We start from the raw sequence: 15,974 nt of genomic DNA, 5'->3' as shown, positions 1-15,974 counted from the left end.
CTTGCGGCCCGCGGCACCGGCCTTGTCGGCCACCCTTTTGGAACGGGGCGGATTGTGCAGTGGCTGCTGCCACAGGGTGTCATCAATCGATGAACGGCGGCCGGAGCTGGCGAATCGACAGCCGGCCGTGACGAACGGCGGGGACGCTGGCGCTAGCGAACTTCGCGGGCCAGCTTCAGCACCGGCGCGGCCAGGCTGAGGCCGCGCTTGCGGGACTCGCCATGGTTGACGGCGAAGGCCATGCCCTGGGGTTCGCTGATGAGGGCGATGCAGACCCCGGCGCGCAGGGCCTCGGGGCTGGTGGCGATGACGAGCACCGGCGCGTCGCTGACGGCGGCTATCCACTGGCGCAGCGTGGCCGCGTCGGCGTGGCCGAGCAGCAGCACCTGGCAGTCGCGCGCCGCGTCACGCGGCTCGCTCAGCGCCCTCACCCGGAGCTGGGCCGCGCCCACCGATCGGCTCGTCAGCGCGCGCACGGCCTCCAGCCCGGTCGGCTGCAGGCCGGCCGCGCACAGCGACAGCGTGGCGCTCTCGGCCACCGGCGCCGGCCACTGGGTGTACTGGGTCAGGCGCAGCACGAAGGCGGCGCGCAGCCTGTCCTCGTCCAGGCTGTCGGCCCGGGCCAGCGCGGTGACCGCGGCCAGCAGCAGCGGCCAGAGCCGCGTCGATCTCAAGGCGCGTCTCCACGCCAGGTCAGGCCGGCCTGCCAGCGCGTGCCCTGGTGCCGCAATGGCGCGCTGTTGCCGGTGGCGCTGGCCTCGGCATAGGCGCGGCCACCGACGTTGTCGGCACCGACGAAGAAATCCCAGCGCCGGCTCGGCTGCCACAACAGGTGGGCCCGGGTCTGGGCGTAGCCGGGCAGACGCTCGTCGCCGAAGCGCGACTTGGTCGCCCAGCCGCTCAGCGACAGGCGCAGCGCCGGCCCGGCGATGGGCAGCTGCAGCATCCATTTCAGGGTCTGGCTCGGGCTGTAGGCCTGGTGGCTCCCGTCGGCCGCACGGTTGCGCTGGCCCATCACGCTGAGCTGCAGTTGCCAGCCCTCGCCCCACTGGCCGTTCAGGCCGAGCTCGGCGCCGTGCGACCGGGCGACCGGCGTGTTGGCGAAACGGTCGTCGCTGCCGCGCTCGATGAAATTGACCAGGTGGCTGTTGAACAGCGAGGCCTGCCAGCTCCAGCCGCCAAGGGCCAGGCCGGCGAAATGGGGCAAGGGCCCCTGCCAGGCCAGCTCCATCGTGCGCAGGCGCTCGGGCCGCGGCGCCGCGACGCCAGCGGTCTGGTTGAGCGCACGCTCGAAGCGGTTGGCGGCTCGGAAGGCCGTGCCCCACATCAGCTTCAGGCTCTGGCCCGGCTCCGGCGACCAGACCCAGGCCGCGCGCGGGTTCCAGCTCGAGTCGCCGCCATGCACGCCGTCCTGGCGCAGGCCCAGCACCAGGCGCTGGCGCTCGGCCAGCCGCCATTCGTCCTGCACATAGAAGCCCAGCCGCTGGGAGGCATAGTTCTCGTCATAGGCCGGCTCGCCCAGGTAGACGAAGCGAAAGCGCTGCACGCTGTCGCGCTGCCAGTCCATGCCGAAGCTGGTGGTGTGGCTGTCGCCGCCCGGGCCGCCCCAGGCGCGCGCCAGGCGCAGCTCGGCCAGCCACCAGCGCCCGAGGGCCTCGAAGCGGCTCGTGCGCGGCTCAGCTTCGCTGTCGTCGGCCTGCTCGATGCGGTAGCGCGACTCCTGCCAGGCCAGGCCCAGGTGCAAGTCCCAGTCGGCCGCACGGCCTTCCCAGCCGGCCTGGGCAAAGCGCTCGCGCAGGGAATTCACGCTGCCGGTGATGTCGCCCGACTTCGGCAGGAAGCTGTAGAGGCCGCGTTCGCGCTGCACGCCGCCGACCCGCAGCGACAGGCCGCCGGCCCGCCCGCCGAGCAGCCAGCGCCGGGCGCGGTCCCACTCCAGCGGCTCGAGCTGCGCGCGGTACTCCTCGGGCTCGCCGAACAGCAGCGGCGTGTGCGGCTCCTCGTCGCTGCTGAAGGCGGCCAGCCATTCGGCGCCGCTGTCCAGGCGCTGGGCATAGCTGAGCCGCGCGCTGACCTGGCCGCGCGGCGACAGCACGACATGGGCCTGCGGGCCGGCCAGGGTGTCGGCGCGCTGGGTGACGATGTTGACGACGCCCAGCAGCGCATTGCCGCCATACAGGGCCGAGCCGGGGCCAGGCGTGAACTCGACGCGCTCGATGAGGCTGACATCGACAAAGAACTCGCGGTTGATGGGGCCGGCGTCGTAGAGGTTGTCGTTCAGGCGCAGGCCGTCCAGCAGGAAGAGCACGCGGCCGTTGAAGTCGCCGGGCGCCACGCCGCGCACGGCGACGCGGGTGAATTCGTTGTCCTCGCGCACCTCCAGGCCCGGCATGCGGCGCAGCACGTCGCCGAGGTTGCGCAGGCCCAGGCGCGCGATGTCCTGGCGGCTGACGACATGGGTGACGGCCGGCGCCAGGTCGGCGCTCTGGGCCTGGCGCGAGGCGGTGCTGACCGACACGTCGGCCGCGGCGCCGCGGCGCTCGGTGCGCAGCAGATCTTCCAGGCTGGGAATTTCGCTGTTCTGGGCCTGGGCATGGCCGCCCAGCAGCAGGAAAAAGCCGAGCGCGCAGCGCTCAAGGGCGCGCAGGAGGCTCGCTGGCCGCCCTGCGAAAGGTGTTCTTGCCGGCATGCTTGGCAGCGTACATGGCAGCGTCGGCGGCGCACAACAGCGATTGCGGGTCGGTTGCGTCATCGGGCACGAAAGCCAGGCCCACGGTGGCCCCGACGGGCTGGACCTGGCCCTGCACCACCAGCGGCTCGCGCACGCTGGCGATGAGGCGCTCCGCCAGATGCTCGACGGTTTCGGGCTCGCTCACATCGGCCACCAGCAGGGCGAACTCGTCGCCGCCGAGGCGGAACAGGGTGTCGCTGGCGCGCAGCACGCCGCTCATGCGCCGGCTGACTTCGGTCAGCACGGCATCGCCCGCCGCATGGCCCAGGCTGTCGTTGACCTGCTTGAAGTTGTCCAGGTCGATGAAGAGCAGGGCCAGGCGTTGCGCGCCGACATGGCCCGGGTGATGCAGGTCGACGAAGAGGCGCTCCAGCGTCAGCTCGAAGGCCAGGCGGTTGGGCAGGCCGGTCAGGGCGTCGCGGTGGGCCAGCTGCTGCATGGCGCGGCCGGTCTGCTGCTCCTGGGCCAGCTGCTGGTTCATGTCCTCGTGCCAGACCTCGATGCGCCTGAGCATGCCGTTGAAGCGCTCGGCAAGGCGCCCGACCTCGTCGTGCTCGCGCACCGGCGCCCGCAGGCTGTAGTCCTGGCTGCTGGCGACGCGCTCGGCCAGGCGAGACAGCGCGATCAGCGGCGCGAGCGCCTGGCGCTGCGTCCAGCGCAGCAGCAGGCTGGCCCCCAGCAGGGACAGGGCCAGCACGGCGACCGCACCGGCGGCCAGGCGCAGCAGCGTCGCGTTCAGCGCTTCAAATGACTCGGCCCACGCCAGGCTGCCCAGGCGCTCGCCATGCAGCTGCACCGGCACCACGAGGCGCAAGCCCTGCCAGCCGACCTGCACGCGCCTGTCGCTCCAGGGCGCCGATGCGGCCGCCGCGGGCCAGTGGGCAAAGGTCGCGCCGCCGGGCTCGAGCAGCACCAGGCTCTGCAAGCCCTCACGGCGGCTGAAGGCGACGAGGGCGTCGTGCGTGGCCTGCTGGTCGTGGAAGGCCACCGCCGGCGCCAGGTTCTCGGCCAGCAGCTGGGCCGACTGCTCGGCGCTCTTGAGCTGGGCCTCGCGAAGGCTGAAATAGACCCAGACGGCCAGGGCCAGGGAACTCAGCAGCAGGGCGGCGCCCATGACGGCGACGCTCAGACGCGTCAGCCGCCTGACCAGCGACGGCCGGCGGCGCGGGCGTCTCGCAGGCCCGTCAGCTGGCGACGAGTCCGTTGCGGATGGCATAGACCGTCAACTCGGAGTTGTTGCTCAGGCCCAGTTTCTCCAGCATGCGGGCCCGGTAGACGCTGACGGTCTTGGGGCTGAGCATCAGCTCTTCGGCGATGTCGGACAGGCGCTTGCCGGAGGCGATCATGACCAGGGTCTGCAGCTCGCGGTCGGACAGCTTGTGGTGGGCCTGCTCGGTGACGGGCGCGGTCAGGCTCTCGACCAGCATCTGCGCGATCTCGGGCGTCACGTATTTGCGGCCCTGGGCCACGGTGCGCACGGCCTGCACCAGCGTGGCCGGGTCGCCGCCCTTGTTGACATAGCCATAGGCGCCGGCCTTCAGCGCGCGGATGGCGTACTGGTCTTCCGGGTACATGGACACGATCAGCGTGCGCACCGGGTTGCCCTCGTCCTTCAGCACATGCAGCACGTCCAGGCCGGAGCGGCCCGGCATGTTGATGTCCAGCACGAGGACGTCGCAGGGGTTGTCCTTGCCCAGGGTATGCAGCAGGCCGCGCAGCTCGGTGTAGTCGCCGGCTTCGCCGACGACCTCGATGTCCTGGGCGTCCGCCAGCGTGTCGCGGATGCCGCGGCGGATCAGGCCATGGTCGTCACAAAGGATGACACGGATCACACACGCCCCCAGATGGAGTTGGGGTCATCCTTGCCGAAGTCGGTCGAGTCGTCCAGTGCATCGATGGCGTCCTGTGCCAGGGGCACGGTCAGGATCAGGCTGGTGCCGCCGCCCGGCGGGCTGGACAGGTCGACCCAGCCGCCCACGGTCGCGGCCCGCTCGTGCAGGCCGCGGATGCCGAAGGATCTCTCCTTGGCCAGGTCGCCGCGCCCCATGCCGCGGCCGTTGTCGCGGATCTCCAGCGTCAGCACGCCGGAATCCTGGCTGAGCTCGATGTCGACCCGGGTCGCGAGCGCATGCTTGGAGACATTGGTCAGCGCCTCCTGGGCCGTGCGGTAGGCCACCAGCGGGATGCCGGAGGGCAGCTCCAGCCTCTCCTCGCCGATGCGCAGGCCGGCCTCGATGCCGGTGCGGCGCTCGAAGCGGGCCGTCATCCATTGCAGGGCAGCCACCAGGCCCTGCTCCAGGATGGCGGGACGCAGGTTGTGCATGATGCGCTGGCTGGCCTCGATGGCGGCATTGACCGTCTCCAGGGCCGCGGCGACACGTGCCCGCACCTCGGGCTCCTGGGCGTGCCGGTCGATCCAGGCGAGGTCGAACTTGACGGCCGTCAGCGACCCGCCGACGTCATCATGGATCTCGCGCGCGATGGCCGCCCTCTCCATCTCGACGCTGGTCTGCAGATGGCCGGCCAGCTGGTGCAGGCGCTGCTTGGACTTGACCAGCTCATGGTCGGCGGCCACGCGGGCCTTTTCGTTCTCGGCCGCGTCGATGGCATGCAGCAGGGCCGGCGCCAGGCGGTTGAGGTTGTTCTTCAGCAGATAGTCGGAGGCGCCGTTGCGCATGGCCCCGACGGCCGTGTCCTCGCCGATCTCGCCGGAAACCAGGATGAAGGGCGTCAGCACCTGGCGTTCCTTCAGCGCCTCCAGCACCTCCAGGCCCGAGTAGCCCGGCAGGTTGTAGTCCGAGATGATGGCGTCCCAGGGACGGTCCAGCGCCGCCAGCACCGCAGGCAAGGCGTCCAGCCTCTGCATCTCGACCTGCAGCCCGGCACGGCTGAGCTGGGCGAGGATGAGTTGATGGTCGAGTTCGGAGTCCTCGACATGCAGCACACGCAGGACCCGGGGCGCCTGCTCCACACCAGAAATCGTCATGGGGGCGCAGTATGCCGTCGCTCGCGGCAAGTGGCCTGGCACCACACTCGACCCGGTTCAGACCGGTAATACGGCTCGTTCTCGCGACATCTCAAGGTCGACAGTGGCGGAAAAAGGGGTGAACATGCCATGATGCATTCGCCCTGAGGGTATCCACAGGGCTTGGGACAAGAAGCAGCATCCCCTCGCGGAGACACGATGCAGACAGAAACTTCCACCGCCGCCGAATTCGATGGAGCCGTGGCAGCCATGCCGCTGCTGGCGGCCGCGGAACTGCAGGATCACCTGATGACGGTGACCCACGACCTCGAGCGCCTGCAACGCCTGCTGGATGACGCCGGCGAGGCCCTGTCCGCACATTTCTACAGCGCGTCCAACCAGGCCATGTCCCTGCTCGGCAACAGCGATGGCACGCCGGCCGCCGATGGGCTCAAGCAGATCATGCAGGACATCGCCGGCGCCATCACCGCGCTGCAGTTCCAGGACATGGCGACGCAGCTGATCGCCCACACCAGCCAACGCCTGCGCAATTGTTCCGACCAGCTGGCCCGCGACACCTTCGGCATGGATGACGAGGATGGCGCGGCCGTCGTCGAGATCGCGCCGCTGCGGCCCAACCCGGTCACGCAGGACGAGATGGACGCCGGTTCCATCGAACTCTTCTGAATCCCCCCGCCAATCTCAGCCCCCCCAGGCAACACGTTCCCTCGGAGAAAAACAGATGACCCACTCAATCCTTGCTGTCGACGACTCGGCCTCGATGCGCCAGATGGTGGCCTTCACGCTCAAGAACGCCGGCTTCAACGTGGTGGAAGCGGTGGACGGACAGGACGCCTGGGAAAAATCCGGCCAGCGGGACTTCGATCTCGTGCTGACCGACCAGAACATGCCGCGCATGGATGGCATCAGCCTGACCAAGAAGCTGCGCGAGAACCCCAAGTTCAAGACCACGCCCATCCTCATCCTGACCACCGAGTCCAGCGATGCGATGAAGCAGGCGGGCCGCGCCGCCGGTGCCACCGGCTGGCTGGTCAAGCCTTTCGATCCGGCCAAGCTGATCGAAGTGATCGGCAAGGTCATTCGCTGAAGTCAGAGTTTCCAGGGGAGCACCAGCCATGGGTGACATGACCTCAGAAGGCGCCAGCATCAGCGCTGGCATCGATCTCAGCCAGTTCTACCAGGTCTTCTTCGAAGAAGCCGGCGAGAACCTCGACAACATGGAGCAGCTGCTGCTCAATGTGAATGTCGAGGCGGCCGACGACGAAGAGCTGAACGCCATCTTCCGCTGCGCCCATTCCATCAAGGGTGGCGCGGCGACCTTCGGCTTCAGCGACGTCGCAGAGCTGACCCACCAGATGGAGACGCTGCTGGACAAGCTGCGCCGCCACGAGCTGCAGCCCAATGCCGCCATGGTGGACGTGCTGCTGCAGTCCGGCGACGCACTGCGCGCCCAGCTCGGCCGCCACCAGGGTTCGGGTGCCGATCCTTTCGACACCAGCGACCTGCTGGTCAGCATCAAGAGCTTCGTCGAAGGCGGCGGTGCACCGGCGCCCGCCAAGGCTCCGGCACCCGCACCGACGGCGGCCGCCCCTGCGCCCGCCGCTGCGGCGCCTGCGGCTGCAACCGCGATGAAGCCCGGCACGCGCCTGCTGGAGCTGCAGGTCGGTCCGCTGACCGACCTGAGCCTGGCCGACAACCTCGTCGAGCTGTTCAAGGAAATCACCGACCTCGGCACCATCGAGCCGCTGGACGCCGGCCAGAGCTCGGACGGCATGCGCCGTTTCAAGGTGCTGACCAGCTCCACCGACAACGACCTGCTGGACCTCTTCACCTTCCACGTGGCCCGCGAGCAGGTCAAGCTGATGCCCCTGGGCACCGGCTTCGGCTTCTATGACGGCGCCCCGGGCGCCCCGCCGGCCGAGGCCCCGTCCTCCGACCCCGGCTACGGTTTCTTCGACGATGCCCCGGGCGTGCCCGCCGGCGCCGCCGTCGAGGCCACGCCCTCCGCCGCGCCCGCGCCGGCCGCCGCCATCGTGCCGGCCCGCGCCGCCACGCCGGCCAAGGCCGATGCCAAGCCGGCCGGCGGTGGCATGGACCAGACGACGCTGCGCGTGTCGATCGAGAAGGTCGACCAGCTCATCAACCTCGTCGGCGAACTCGTCATCACCCAGGCCATGCTGGCTCAGAACAGCCGCGAGCTCGATCCCGGCCTCTACCAGCAGCTGACGTCAGGTCTTGCCGACCTGGAGCGCAACACGCGCGACCTGCAAGAGTCGGTCATGTCGATCCGGATGATTCCGATGTCGACGGTCTTCAACCGCTTCCCGCGCATGCTGCGCGACCTGGCCGCCAAGTTGGGCAAGAAGGTAGAGCTGGTCACCCAGGGTGAAGCCACCGAGCTTGACAAGAGCCTGGTCGAGAAGATCACCGACCCGCTGACCCACCTGGTGCGCAACAGCTGCGACCACGGCATCGAGATGCCGGAAGACCGCATCGCGCGCGGCAAGCCCGAGCAGGGCACGATCACGCTGGTCGCCTCCCATCAGGGCGGCAGCATCGTCATCGAGGTGCGCGACGACGGCCGAGGGCTGAACCGCGAGAAGCTGATCAAGAAGGCCCGCGAGAAGGGCATCGACGCGCCGGACACCATGACCGACGCCGAATGCTGGAGCCTGATCTTCGCGCCCGGCTTCTCCACCGCCGAGCAGGTCACGGACGTGTCCGGCCGCGGCGTCGGCATGGACGTGGTCAAGAAGAACATCACCTCCTTGGGCGGCACGGTCGAGATCGACTCCGCCGAAGGCTACGGCATGAAGGTGTCCGTGCGCCTGCCGCTGACGCTGGCCATCATGGATGGCATGAGCGTGGGCGTCGGCGACGAGTGCTACATCCTGCCGCTGTCCTCCGTCATCGAGTCCTTCCAGGTGCAGTCCGACACCATCAAGACGGTGGCCGGTTCGGGCCGCGTCGTCGAGGTGCGCGACGAATACATGCCGGTGATCGAGATGGAGAAGATCTTCGACGTACCGCGCTTCGACTTCGAGCACGTTTCCAACATCATGGTCGTCGTGGAAGCCGAAGGCGGCCGCGTCGCGCTGCTGGTGGACGAGCTGCTCGGCCAGCAGCAGGTCGTCGTCAAGAACCTCGAAGCCAATTACCGCAAGGTCAACGACGTGTCCGGCGCCACCATCATGGGTGACGGCCGCGTGGCCCTGATCCTGGACGTCGGCAGCCTGGTGCGCCGTTCGCGCCACTGAACCATCACATCAAGAGGAGAGGTCCGCATGGAAGCCAACGTCCCTGCCCTGCGCCAGCCCGGCGCCGTCACTGCCAAGGCCCACGGCCCCAAGAGCGGCGAGTACCTGACCTTCCGCCTGGGCTCCGAGGAATACGGCATCGACATCCTGAAGGTGCAGGAGATCCGTTCCTATGAGCAGCCCACGCGCATCGCCAATGCGCCGGACTTCATCAAGGGCGTCGTCAACCTGCGCGGCGTCATCGTCCCCATCGTCGACCTGCGCCTGAAACTGAATTGCGCGACCGCCGAGTACAACAGCTTCACGGTCGTCATCGTGCTGAACGTGAAGAACCGCGTCGTCGGCGCCGTCGTGGACTCGGTCTCCGACGTGCTGGAACTGAACCGCGACGCGATCAAGCCGGCCCCCGAGCTCAGCTCGGCGTCGGTGGACACCAGCTTCATCACCGGCATCGGCTCGGTGGGCGAACGCATGCTGATCCTGATGGACATCGAAGGCCTGATGAGCAGCGCCGAGATGGGCTTGATGGACGCGGCCGTCGCCGCCTGATCACCGGGCCCTGGTTGCCCTTCAAGCACCCCCGCAACGAGGCGGGGTGTGCGGAGCCTTGCTTGCTTTGGTTTTCCGGAGATTCGCATGAGTCAGCCCATCAACTCCATTGCCCGCCAGGTCTCGCTGACCGGCGCTGTCGCCGTCGCGGGCGTGCTGCTGGTCGTCAGCCTCATCGTCGGCACCCTGCTGAAGCGCTCCGCCAATGAGCAGGTGCAGACCTGGGTCGGCGACAAGGCCGCCTCCCTGGTCGATGCCATGCAGGCCATGGACGACGTCGCCGCCAAGCAGACCCAGCGCAGCTTCGGCTCCTTCCGCCAGGAATTCGGCCCCAGCTTCACGCTGGACGAGGCCACCGGCGAGCTGCGCGACTGGGGCCCCAAGCTCAACGGCAACTTCACCCAGGTCGACAAGTTCGCCGCCGTCAATGGCGGCGTGGCCACGGTCTTCGCGGCCAAGGGCGACGACTTCGAGCGCATCACCACCTCGCTGAAAAACGAGAAGGGCGAGCGCGCGATGGGCACGATGCTGGACAAGCAGGGCGCCGCCTACGCCAGCATCAAGGCCGGCAAGCCCTACACCGGCCGCGCCCTGCTGTTCGGGCGCGCCTACATGACGCATTACGAGCCGATCAAGAACGACGCCGGCAAGATCGTCGGCATCCTCTTCGTCGGCTATGACCTCGACTCCTTCGAGCAGGCCATGGACCGCATGGCTGCCAGCGCCAAGTTCTTCGAGCATGGCGGCACCTATATCGTCGCCATGTCCAAGGACCCGTCCAAGGCCCAGCTGGCCGCGCACCCGACGGCCAAGGGCAAGCTGCTCGCCGGCGTCGCGCCGGGCTTCGAGAAGCTGCTGGCGGAGCAGAAGGACAGTGCCGTCGTGCTGGACGACGTGCCCGACGTGCTGGGCAACGGCATGAGCGACAACTTCGCGGTCGCCCGCAAGAGCGAAAAGACCGGCTACTGGGTGGTGGCCCAGGTCTCGCGCGGCGAGGCCTCGGCGGCCGGCCGCTCCACGCTGTTCTTCTTCTGGGGCGCGCTCGCCCTGACGGCCGTCGGCCTGGGCTTCGGCCTGATGTGGATGATGCGCCGCTGGGTGGCCCAGCCCCTGGCCTCCCTGCAGAAGGCCGTCGGCGCCATCGCGGAAGGTGACCTGAGCCAGTCGGTCAGCAGCACGCGCAACGACGAGATCGGCTCGCTGATCCAGGACACCGAGCGCATGCGCCAGCGCCTGGCCACCACCATCGGCACGGTGCGCAATTCGGTCGACAGCATCGGCACGGCCAGCACCGAGATCGCCACCGGCAATCTCGACCTGAGCCAGCGCACCGAGCAGACGGCCAGCAATCTGCAGAACGCCGCCTCGTCCATGAGCGAGCTGACAGGCACGGTGCGCCAGACGGCCGACTCGGCCCGCACGGCCAACCAGCTGGTGCAGTCCGCCGTGTCCGCGGCGACGCGCGGCGGCGAGGTGGTCGGCCAGGTCGTCACGACCATGGACGAGATCAATGCCGCCAGCAAGAAGATCTCCGACATCATCGGCACCATCGACGGCATCGCCTTCCAGACCAACATCCTGGCCCTGAATGCCGCAGTGGAAGCCGCACGCGCCGGCGAACAGGGCCGCGGCTTCGCGGTCGTGGCCGGTGAAGTGCGCTCGCTGGCCGGCCGCAGCGCCGAGGCCGCCAAGGAGATCAAGGCCCTGATCGGCAACAGCGTGGAGCGCGTCGAGAACGGCGCCCGCCTCGTGCAGACGGCCGGTACCACCATGGGCGAGATCGTCTCCAGCGTGCAGCGCGTGCAGGACATCATTGGCGAGATCAGCTCGGCCGCGACCGAGCAGAGCGAAGGCATCAACACGGTCAACACCTCGGTCGTGCAGCTGGACCAGATGACGCAGCAGAACGCGGCCCTGGTCGAAGAGTCCGCCGCCGCGGCCGAGAGCCTGAAGGAACAGGCCCAGCGCCTGGTCGAGGCCGTGGCCGTGTTCCGCGTCTCGGGCAGCGAATCGCACCGCGCCTCGGCACCACGCCCGGCACCCGCGCCCGTCATGGCAGCCAAGGCCGCACCCAAGCCGGCCGCCAAGCCCGCGACACCCGCTCCCAAGGCCTCTGCAGCGCCGCGCCCTGCCCCGCCGGCCGCCAAGGCCGCGCCGCTCAGCGCCCCGCGGCCAGCACCGGCCCCCGCTGCCGCCGACGACGGCGACTGGGAGACCTTCTAAAGAGGTTCTGCCAACCTTCTGAAGCCCCGAGGCCCGCTGCTGCGGGCCTTGTCGCATCTGCCGCCCGCTGCTGCGGGCCTTGTCGCATCTGCCGCCCGCTGACGCGGGCGTCGTCACATCTGCAGTCCGCTGCTGCAGCTGCGAGGGATTCATGGCCGCCAGGGTGCCATCCCATAATCCCCCGCATGCCCGACACCGCGCCCCCTCTCGCCGACAGTGCCGCCGTGCCGCTGGACGACCAGCTCTGGCGCGACACCTTCGAAGAGCTCAAGAAGGTGGCGCGCGCCCGGCTGCGCGACGTGGGCGATCCGACTGGCTGCAACACCACCATGCTGGTCAACGAAAGCTGGCTGAAGCTGTCCGCGCGCGCATCGCGCCAGGCCAGCGAAGGCGGCGCCGGCCTGAGCTTTGCGACGCGGGGCCACTTCTTCGCCTATGCCTCGCGGGCCATGCGCTCCATCGTCGTGGACCTGCTGCGCGAGCGCGCCGCCCAGCGCCGCGGCGGTGGTGCGCAGGGCGATGCGGTGCAGTGGGTGACGCTGGACACCGCCATCGGCGACGGCGTTGCGGCCCCTGAGGACGAGCCGCTGCAGGTGGACGCCGCGCTGCGCGTGCTGGAAGCGCGCGAGCCGCGCCTGGCCCGCGTGGTGGAACTGCGCTACTACGCCGGCATGACGGAGACGGAAGTGGCGGAGGTGCTCGGCGTGAACGACCGCACCGTGCGCCGCGACTGGGACAAGGCGCGCGCGCTGCTGCGCACGCTGCTGACGGCCTGAGGCCAGGGGCCCATGTCCGGCCGGCGCCCCGGATTCCGTTGGTGCGCATGATGCCGCCGCACACCTCACCTGCCCCTGACTCGCCAACCCCGCCGCTGGCTTTCGACGAGCGCTGGTGGGCCGACTATTCGCGCCTCACCGACGAGGCCATGGCCCTGGACCCGACCGAACGCGGCGCCTGGCTCGACCGCCTGCCCGCCGACATGGCGCCGCTGCGCGACGCGCTGGCCGCCTTCCTGCGCGAGTTGCAGACCGCCCAGACCTCGGGCTACCTCGAAACCCCTGCCGTGCTGTCGGCCGCGGGCACCGGACGCCAGGCAGGCCAGCGCATCGGCCCCTACACGCTGCAGCGCCTGCTCGGCGCCGGCGGCATGGGCGAGGTGTGGCTGGCGCAGCGCGCCGACGGCGCCTACGAGCGCGAGGTGGCGCTGAAGCTGCCGCATGCCCACCTGCTGGCCGGCCGCGTGCACGAGCGCTTCCTGCGCGAGCGCGACATCCTCGCCCGCCTCGCCCACCCGCACATCGCGCGCTTCTACGACGCCGGCCTGGACGGCAGCGGCCAACCCTATATCGCGCTGGAGGCCGTGCACGGCCAGCCCATCACGCAATGGGCGCGCGAGCACGCCCTGGGCCTGCCGGCGCGGCTGGACCTGTTCGGGCAGGTGACCGACGCCGTCGCCCACGCCCACAGCCAGCTCGTGGCCCACCGCGACCTCAAGCCCGCCAATGTGCTCGCCAGCGAACAGGGCGTGCGCCTGCTGGACTTCGGCATCGCCAAGCTGCTGCACGACGGCACGCCCGACGCCACCGCGCTGACGCGCGTCGACGCCGCCCCGGCCACGCCCGCCTACGCCGCGCCCGAGCAGGTGGCCGGCGGTGCGGCCACGGTCGCCACCGACGTCTATGCACTGGGCGTGCTGCTGTTCGAACTGCTCACCGGCACCACGCCGCATGCGGTGCTGCGCGCATCCGGCGCCCCCGGCAGGGCGGCCGGCGATCTGCTCGCGTCAGACTGCGTCACGGAGGCGCTGGCCGCCGAGGCAGGCGCCAGGCCCAAGGCCTGGCGGCAGCGCCTGCGCGGCGACCTGGACGCCATCCTGGCCAAGGCCCTGGCCGCGGCGCCGCATGAACGCTACGCCTCGGTGGCCGACTTCGCCGCCGACCTGCAGCGCCACCGCGCCCACCAGCCCATCCAGGCCCGCCGCATCACCGCCTGGACGCGCCTGGCCAAGGCCGCCCGGCGGCGCCGCGGCACTGTCGTGCTGGCAGCGCTGCTGGGCGCCAGCCTGGCGGCCGGCCTGGGCGGCGTCGTCTGGCAGGCGCGCGAGGCGCAGGCCCAGGCGCGCCGGGCCGAGGCGGTCAAGGCCTTCCTGATGTCGGTCTACCGTGCCAGCGACCCGCGCATCGCATCAGACACGCCACGCGGCCAGACCAGCGCCAAGGCCCTGCTCGACGCCAGCGTGTCCCGCATCGACAGCGCCTTCCACGGCGACGTGCAGCTGCGCATCGAGCTGCTGCGCACCGCGGCAACGATCTACCGCGAGCTGGGCGAGGAGGCCTCGTTCGAAGTCCTGCAGAAGAAGCAGCTGGCGCTGGTGCGCGAACACCTCGGACCGCTGCACGACAACATCCTCGACGACGCCGTCGAGCGCGCCGCCCGCGCGGCCGCCCTGGCCGACGCGAGTTGCGGTGCGCTGCTGCATGAGGCAGACAAGCTGCTGCGCGCCGCGCGGCGCGACACCGGCGCACTGCGCGGCCACTGGTGGATGGCGCGCGCCGTCTGCCTGCGCCAGCAGCCCGGCACCGAGGCAGACCGCCATGCCGCGCTGGAGGCGGCCCGTCGCGACTTCGCGGACGCGCCTGTCACCGAGCGCGGGCGGGTCACCGTGTTGATGGAGCTGGCCAACGAGGCCAACCCGGCCGGACGATTTGCCGAGGCCGTGGAACTGAACCGCCAGGCCATCCGGGAAGCCGAGGCCAACCCCGAACGCGACGACGCGGAGCTTCAGACCATCCACGGCAACATCGCGCTGACACTGCAGCAGGCCGGCGACCTGGCCGGTTCCGAAGCCGCCTTCGCCGTGTCGGCCGCCATCGCGGAGCGCACCACCGGCCCCGATGCCCGCCAGGCCTGGGTGCCGGCTTCCAAACGCGCCCGCACCGCCCACCTGGCCGGGGCACGAGAGCGAGCGCACACGGCTTACGACGCGGTGCTGGCACGTCTGCCGCCGGAGGCCGCCAACGACGCCGATGCCCGGCAGGTGCAGGAGGGCTGGGCGGAGCGGATGGCCGCTGAAGGCCGGCCTCGGCTGGCCATACCCGTGCTGGAAGCGGTAGAGCGCTTCTACCTGCGCACGCCACCGCAGGACTTCGCACTGCGCCGGCTGCGCCGCCACCTGGGCGACGCCTACGCACGGGCCGGGCAGGCCGCCGATGCGCGGCGCACCTTCGTCGCAGCGCTGGCCGAGTTCGAAGCCCGCGACGCGCCGGGCGCCCAGCCGCTGGCCGCGGCCCGTGAGCGCTGGGGGCGCTTCCTGCTCAACCAGGGCGACGTGGCGGCGGCACGCGCGCAATTCGAAGCCGTGGTGGGCCGCGCCGCCAACCCGCGCTGGTCGCATGTAGCCCTGGCGCATGCCGGGCTGGCGCGGGTCGCGCTGCAGCAGGGCCAGAATGACGCCGCCTCACGCCACGCGCAGGCTGCGCTGGATGCCTGGGCGCAGCGCCAGGGCTTCTTCGACGTGCGCATGGAGCCCTATCTCTGGCGCGTGCGTGCGGCGGCGCACGCCGCCCAGGGGCAGCCGGACGAGGCGCGAGCGCTGCGCGACAAGGCGCTGGAAGCCAGCAAGCGCTACGACGCGCCCGAGGCGCCCACGACCCAGTCGCTGCTGCACCTGGATCTTTGACGGGCGTTGTCCGGTTCAGCCGCCGGGCATCGTTGGTGAAAGGACTCCAGGAGTGACCATGCCCCAACGCCTCTCCCGACTTCTCTGGCCGCTGCCCGCCTTGTGCAGCCTGAACGCCCCAGCCGCCGAACCCGTGCCGGCCGGTTGCGAGCGCGTGGCCCAGGCCAGCATCGCCACGCTGGCCGCGCCGCGCTATCACCAGCGCGTCAGCGGCCAGGGCACGCAGATGGAGCTGCTGCGCGTGGACGAGCGCGTCTGGCAGCGCATCGACGGCGCGGGCTGGAAGCTGTCCAAGATGGGGCCGGCCGTGTTCGAACGCGCGGCACACACGGCGGGCTCGCTGCTCGCGCGCTGCGAGCGCACGGGCAGCGATCGCGTCGATGGCACCGCCACCGAGGTGTGGCGCGTCACCGTGCGGGCCGTGGGCGGCGAGGCGCCCACGGTGTCACAGATGTGGATTGGGAGCAGCGACGGCCGCACCTACCGCAACAGCGGCGGTGGCGTGGAAACCACCGTCCGCTATCAGGGCGTGGTGCCGCCGCTCTAGGC

Annotated in this window: 13 protein-coding genes; 8 read left to right on the top strand and 5 right to left on the bottom strand. The window is 70.4% G+C overall.

Features of this window, described 5'->3' with window-relative positions; all coding sequences use genetic code 11:
• Positions 1–152: 152 nt before the first annotated feature.
• The 5 genes from AC07OY_RS02820 to AC07OY_RS02800 form a co-directional block, all read right to left on the bottom strand.
• Positions 153–674 carry a YfiR family protein gene (locus AC07OY_RS02820; protein ID WP_495040999.1) on the bottom strand — a complete coding sequence of 174 codons (522 nt, stop codon included), beginning with the start codon at positions 672–674 and terminating at the stop codon, positions 153–155.
• On the bottom strand, positions 671–2,689 hold the full coding sequence (locus tag AC07OY_RS02815; RefSeq protein WP_495040998.1) for a TonB-dependent receptor plug domain-containing protein: 2,019 nt from the start codon (positions 2,687–2,689) through the stop codon (positions 671–673). Before AC07OY_RS02815 ends, AC07OY_RS02820 begins: the two co-directional genes overlap by 4 nt.
• Positions 2,634–3,845: a diguanylate cyclase domain-containing protein gene (locus AC07OY_RS02810; RefSeq protein WP_495040997.1), complete on the bottom strand. Its 1,212-nt coding sequence runs from the start codon at positions 3,843–3,845 to the stop codon at positions 2,634–2,636. Before AC07OY_RS02810 ends, AC07OY_RS02815 begins: the two co-directional genes overlap by 56 nt.
• A gap of 70 nt (positions 3,846–3,915) precedes the next feature.
• A complete protein-coding gene (locus tag AC07OY_RS02805) occupies positions 3,916–4,563 on the bottom strand; it encodes a response regulator (protein ID WP_495040996.1) in 648 nt (215 codons plus the stop codon).
• Positions 4,560–5,717: a sensor histidine kinase gene (locus tag AC07OY_RS02800; protein WP_495040995.1), complete on the bottom strand. Its 1,158-nt coding sequence runs from the start codon at positions 5,715–5,717 to the stop codon at positions 4,560–4,562. The genes AC07OY_RS02805 and AC07OY_RS02800 overlap by 4 nt, the downstream gene beginning before the upstream one ends.
• Before the next feature lie 198 nt (positions 5,718–5,915).
• On the opposite strand from AC07OY_RS02800, the gene AC07OY_RS02795 reads away from it, so the two are divergent.
• The 8 genes from AC07OY_RS02795 (at position 5,916) to AC07OY_RS02760 (ending at position 15,972) form a co-directional block, all read left to right on the top strand.
• Entirely contained in the window at positions 5,916–6,383 is a 468-nt protein-coding gene (locus AC07OY_RS02795; RefSeq protein ID WP_495040994.1) for a hypothetical protein, read from the top strand.
• A gap of 55 nt (positions 6,384–6,438) precedes the next feature.
• Positions 6,439–6,804 (top strand): response regulator, encoded by a 366-nt coding sequence (locus AC07OY_RS02790; protein WP_233371888.1) that lies wholly within the window; start codon positions 6,439–6,441, stop codon positions 6,802–6,804.
• A 28-nt stretch (positions 6,805–6,832) separates the two neighbouring features.
• Complete coding sequence (locus AC07OY_RS02785) at positions 6,833–8,974, top strand: chemotaxis protein CheA (protein ID WP_495040993.1); 2,142 nt, start codon at positions 6,833–6,835, stop codon at positions 8,972–8,974.
• 27 nt (positions 8,975–9,001) lie between these two features.
• A complete protein-coding gene (locus AC07OY_RS02780) occupies positions 9,002–9,523 on the top strand; it encodes a chemotaxis protein CheW (RefSeq protein WP_495040992.1) in 522 nt (173 codons plus the stop codon).
• 87 nt (positions 9,524–9,610) lie between these two features.
• The gene (locus AC07OY_RS02775) at positions 9,611–11,746 is read left to right on the top strand and encodes a methyl-accepting chemotaxis protein (RefSeq protein WP_495040991.1); all 2,136 of its coding nucleotides are present in this window, start codon (positions 9,611–9,613) and stop codon (positions 11,744–11,746) included.
• A 185-nt stretch (positions 11,747–11,931) separates the two neighbouring features.
• Entirely contained in the window at positions 11,932–12,522 is a 591-nt protein-coding gene (locus AC07OY_RS02770; protein WP_495040990.1) for an ECF-type sigma factor, read from the top strand.
• A 47-nt stretch (positions 12,523–12,569) separates the two neighbouring features.
• Complete coding sequence (locus tag AC07OY_RS02765) at positions 12,570–15,425, top strand: serine/threonine-protein kinase (RefSeq protein ID WP_495041968.1); 2,856 nt, start codon at positions 12,570–12,572, stop codon at positions 15,423–15,425.
• A 58-nt stretch (positions 15,426–15,483) separates the two neighbouring features.
• On the top strand, positions 15,484–15,972 hold the full coding sequence (locus AC07OY_RS02760) for a hypothetical protein (RefSeq protein WP_495040989.1): 489 nt from the start codon (positions 15,484–15,486) through the stop codon (positions 15,970–15,972).
• Positions 15,973–15,974: the final 2 nt, after the last annotated feature.

The organism is Roseateles sp. GW821-FHT09H10 (assembly GCF_059415865.1).
This window is presented reverse-complemented; position numbering and strand designations above follow the sequence as displayed.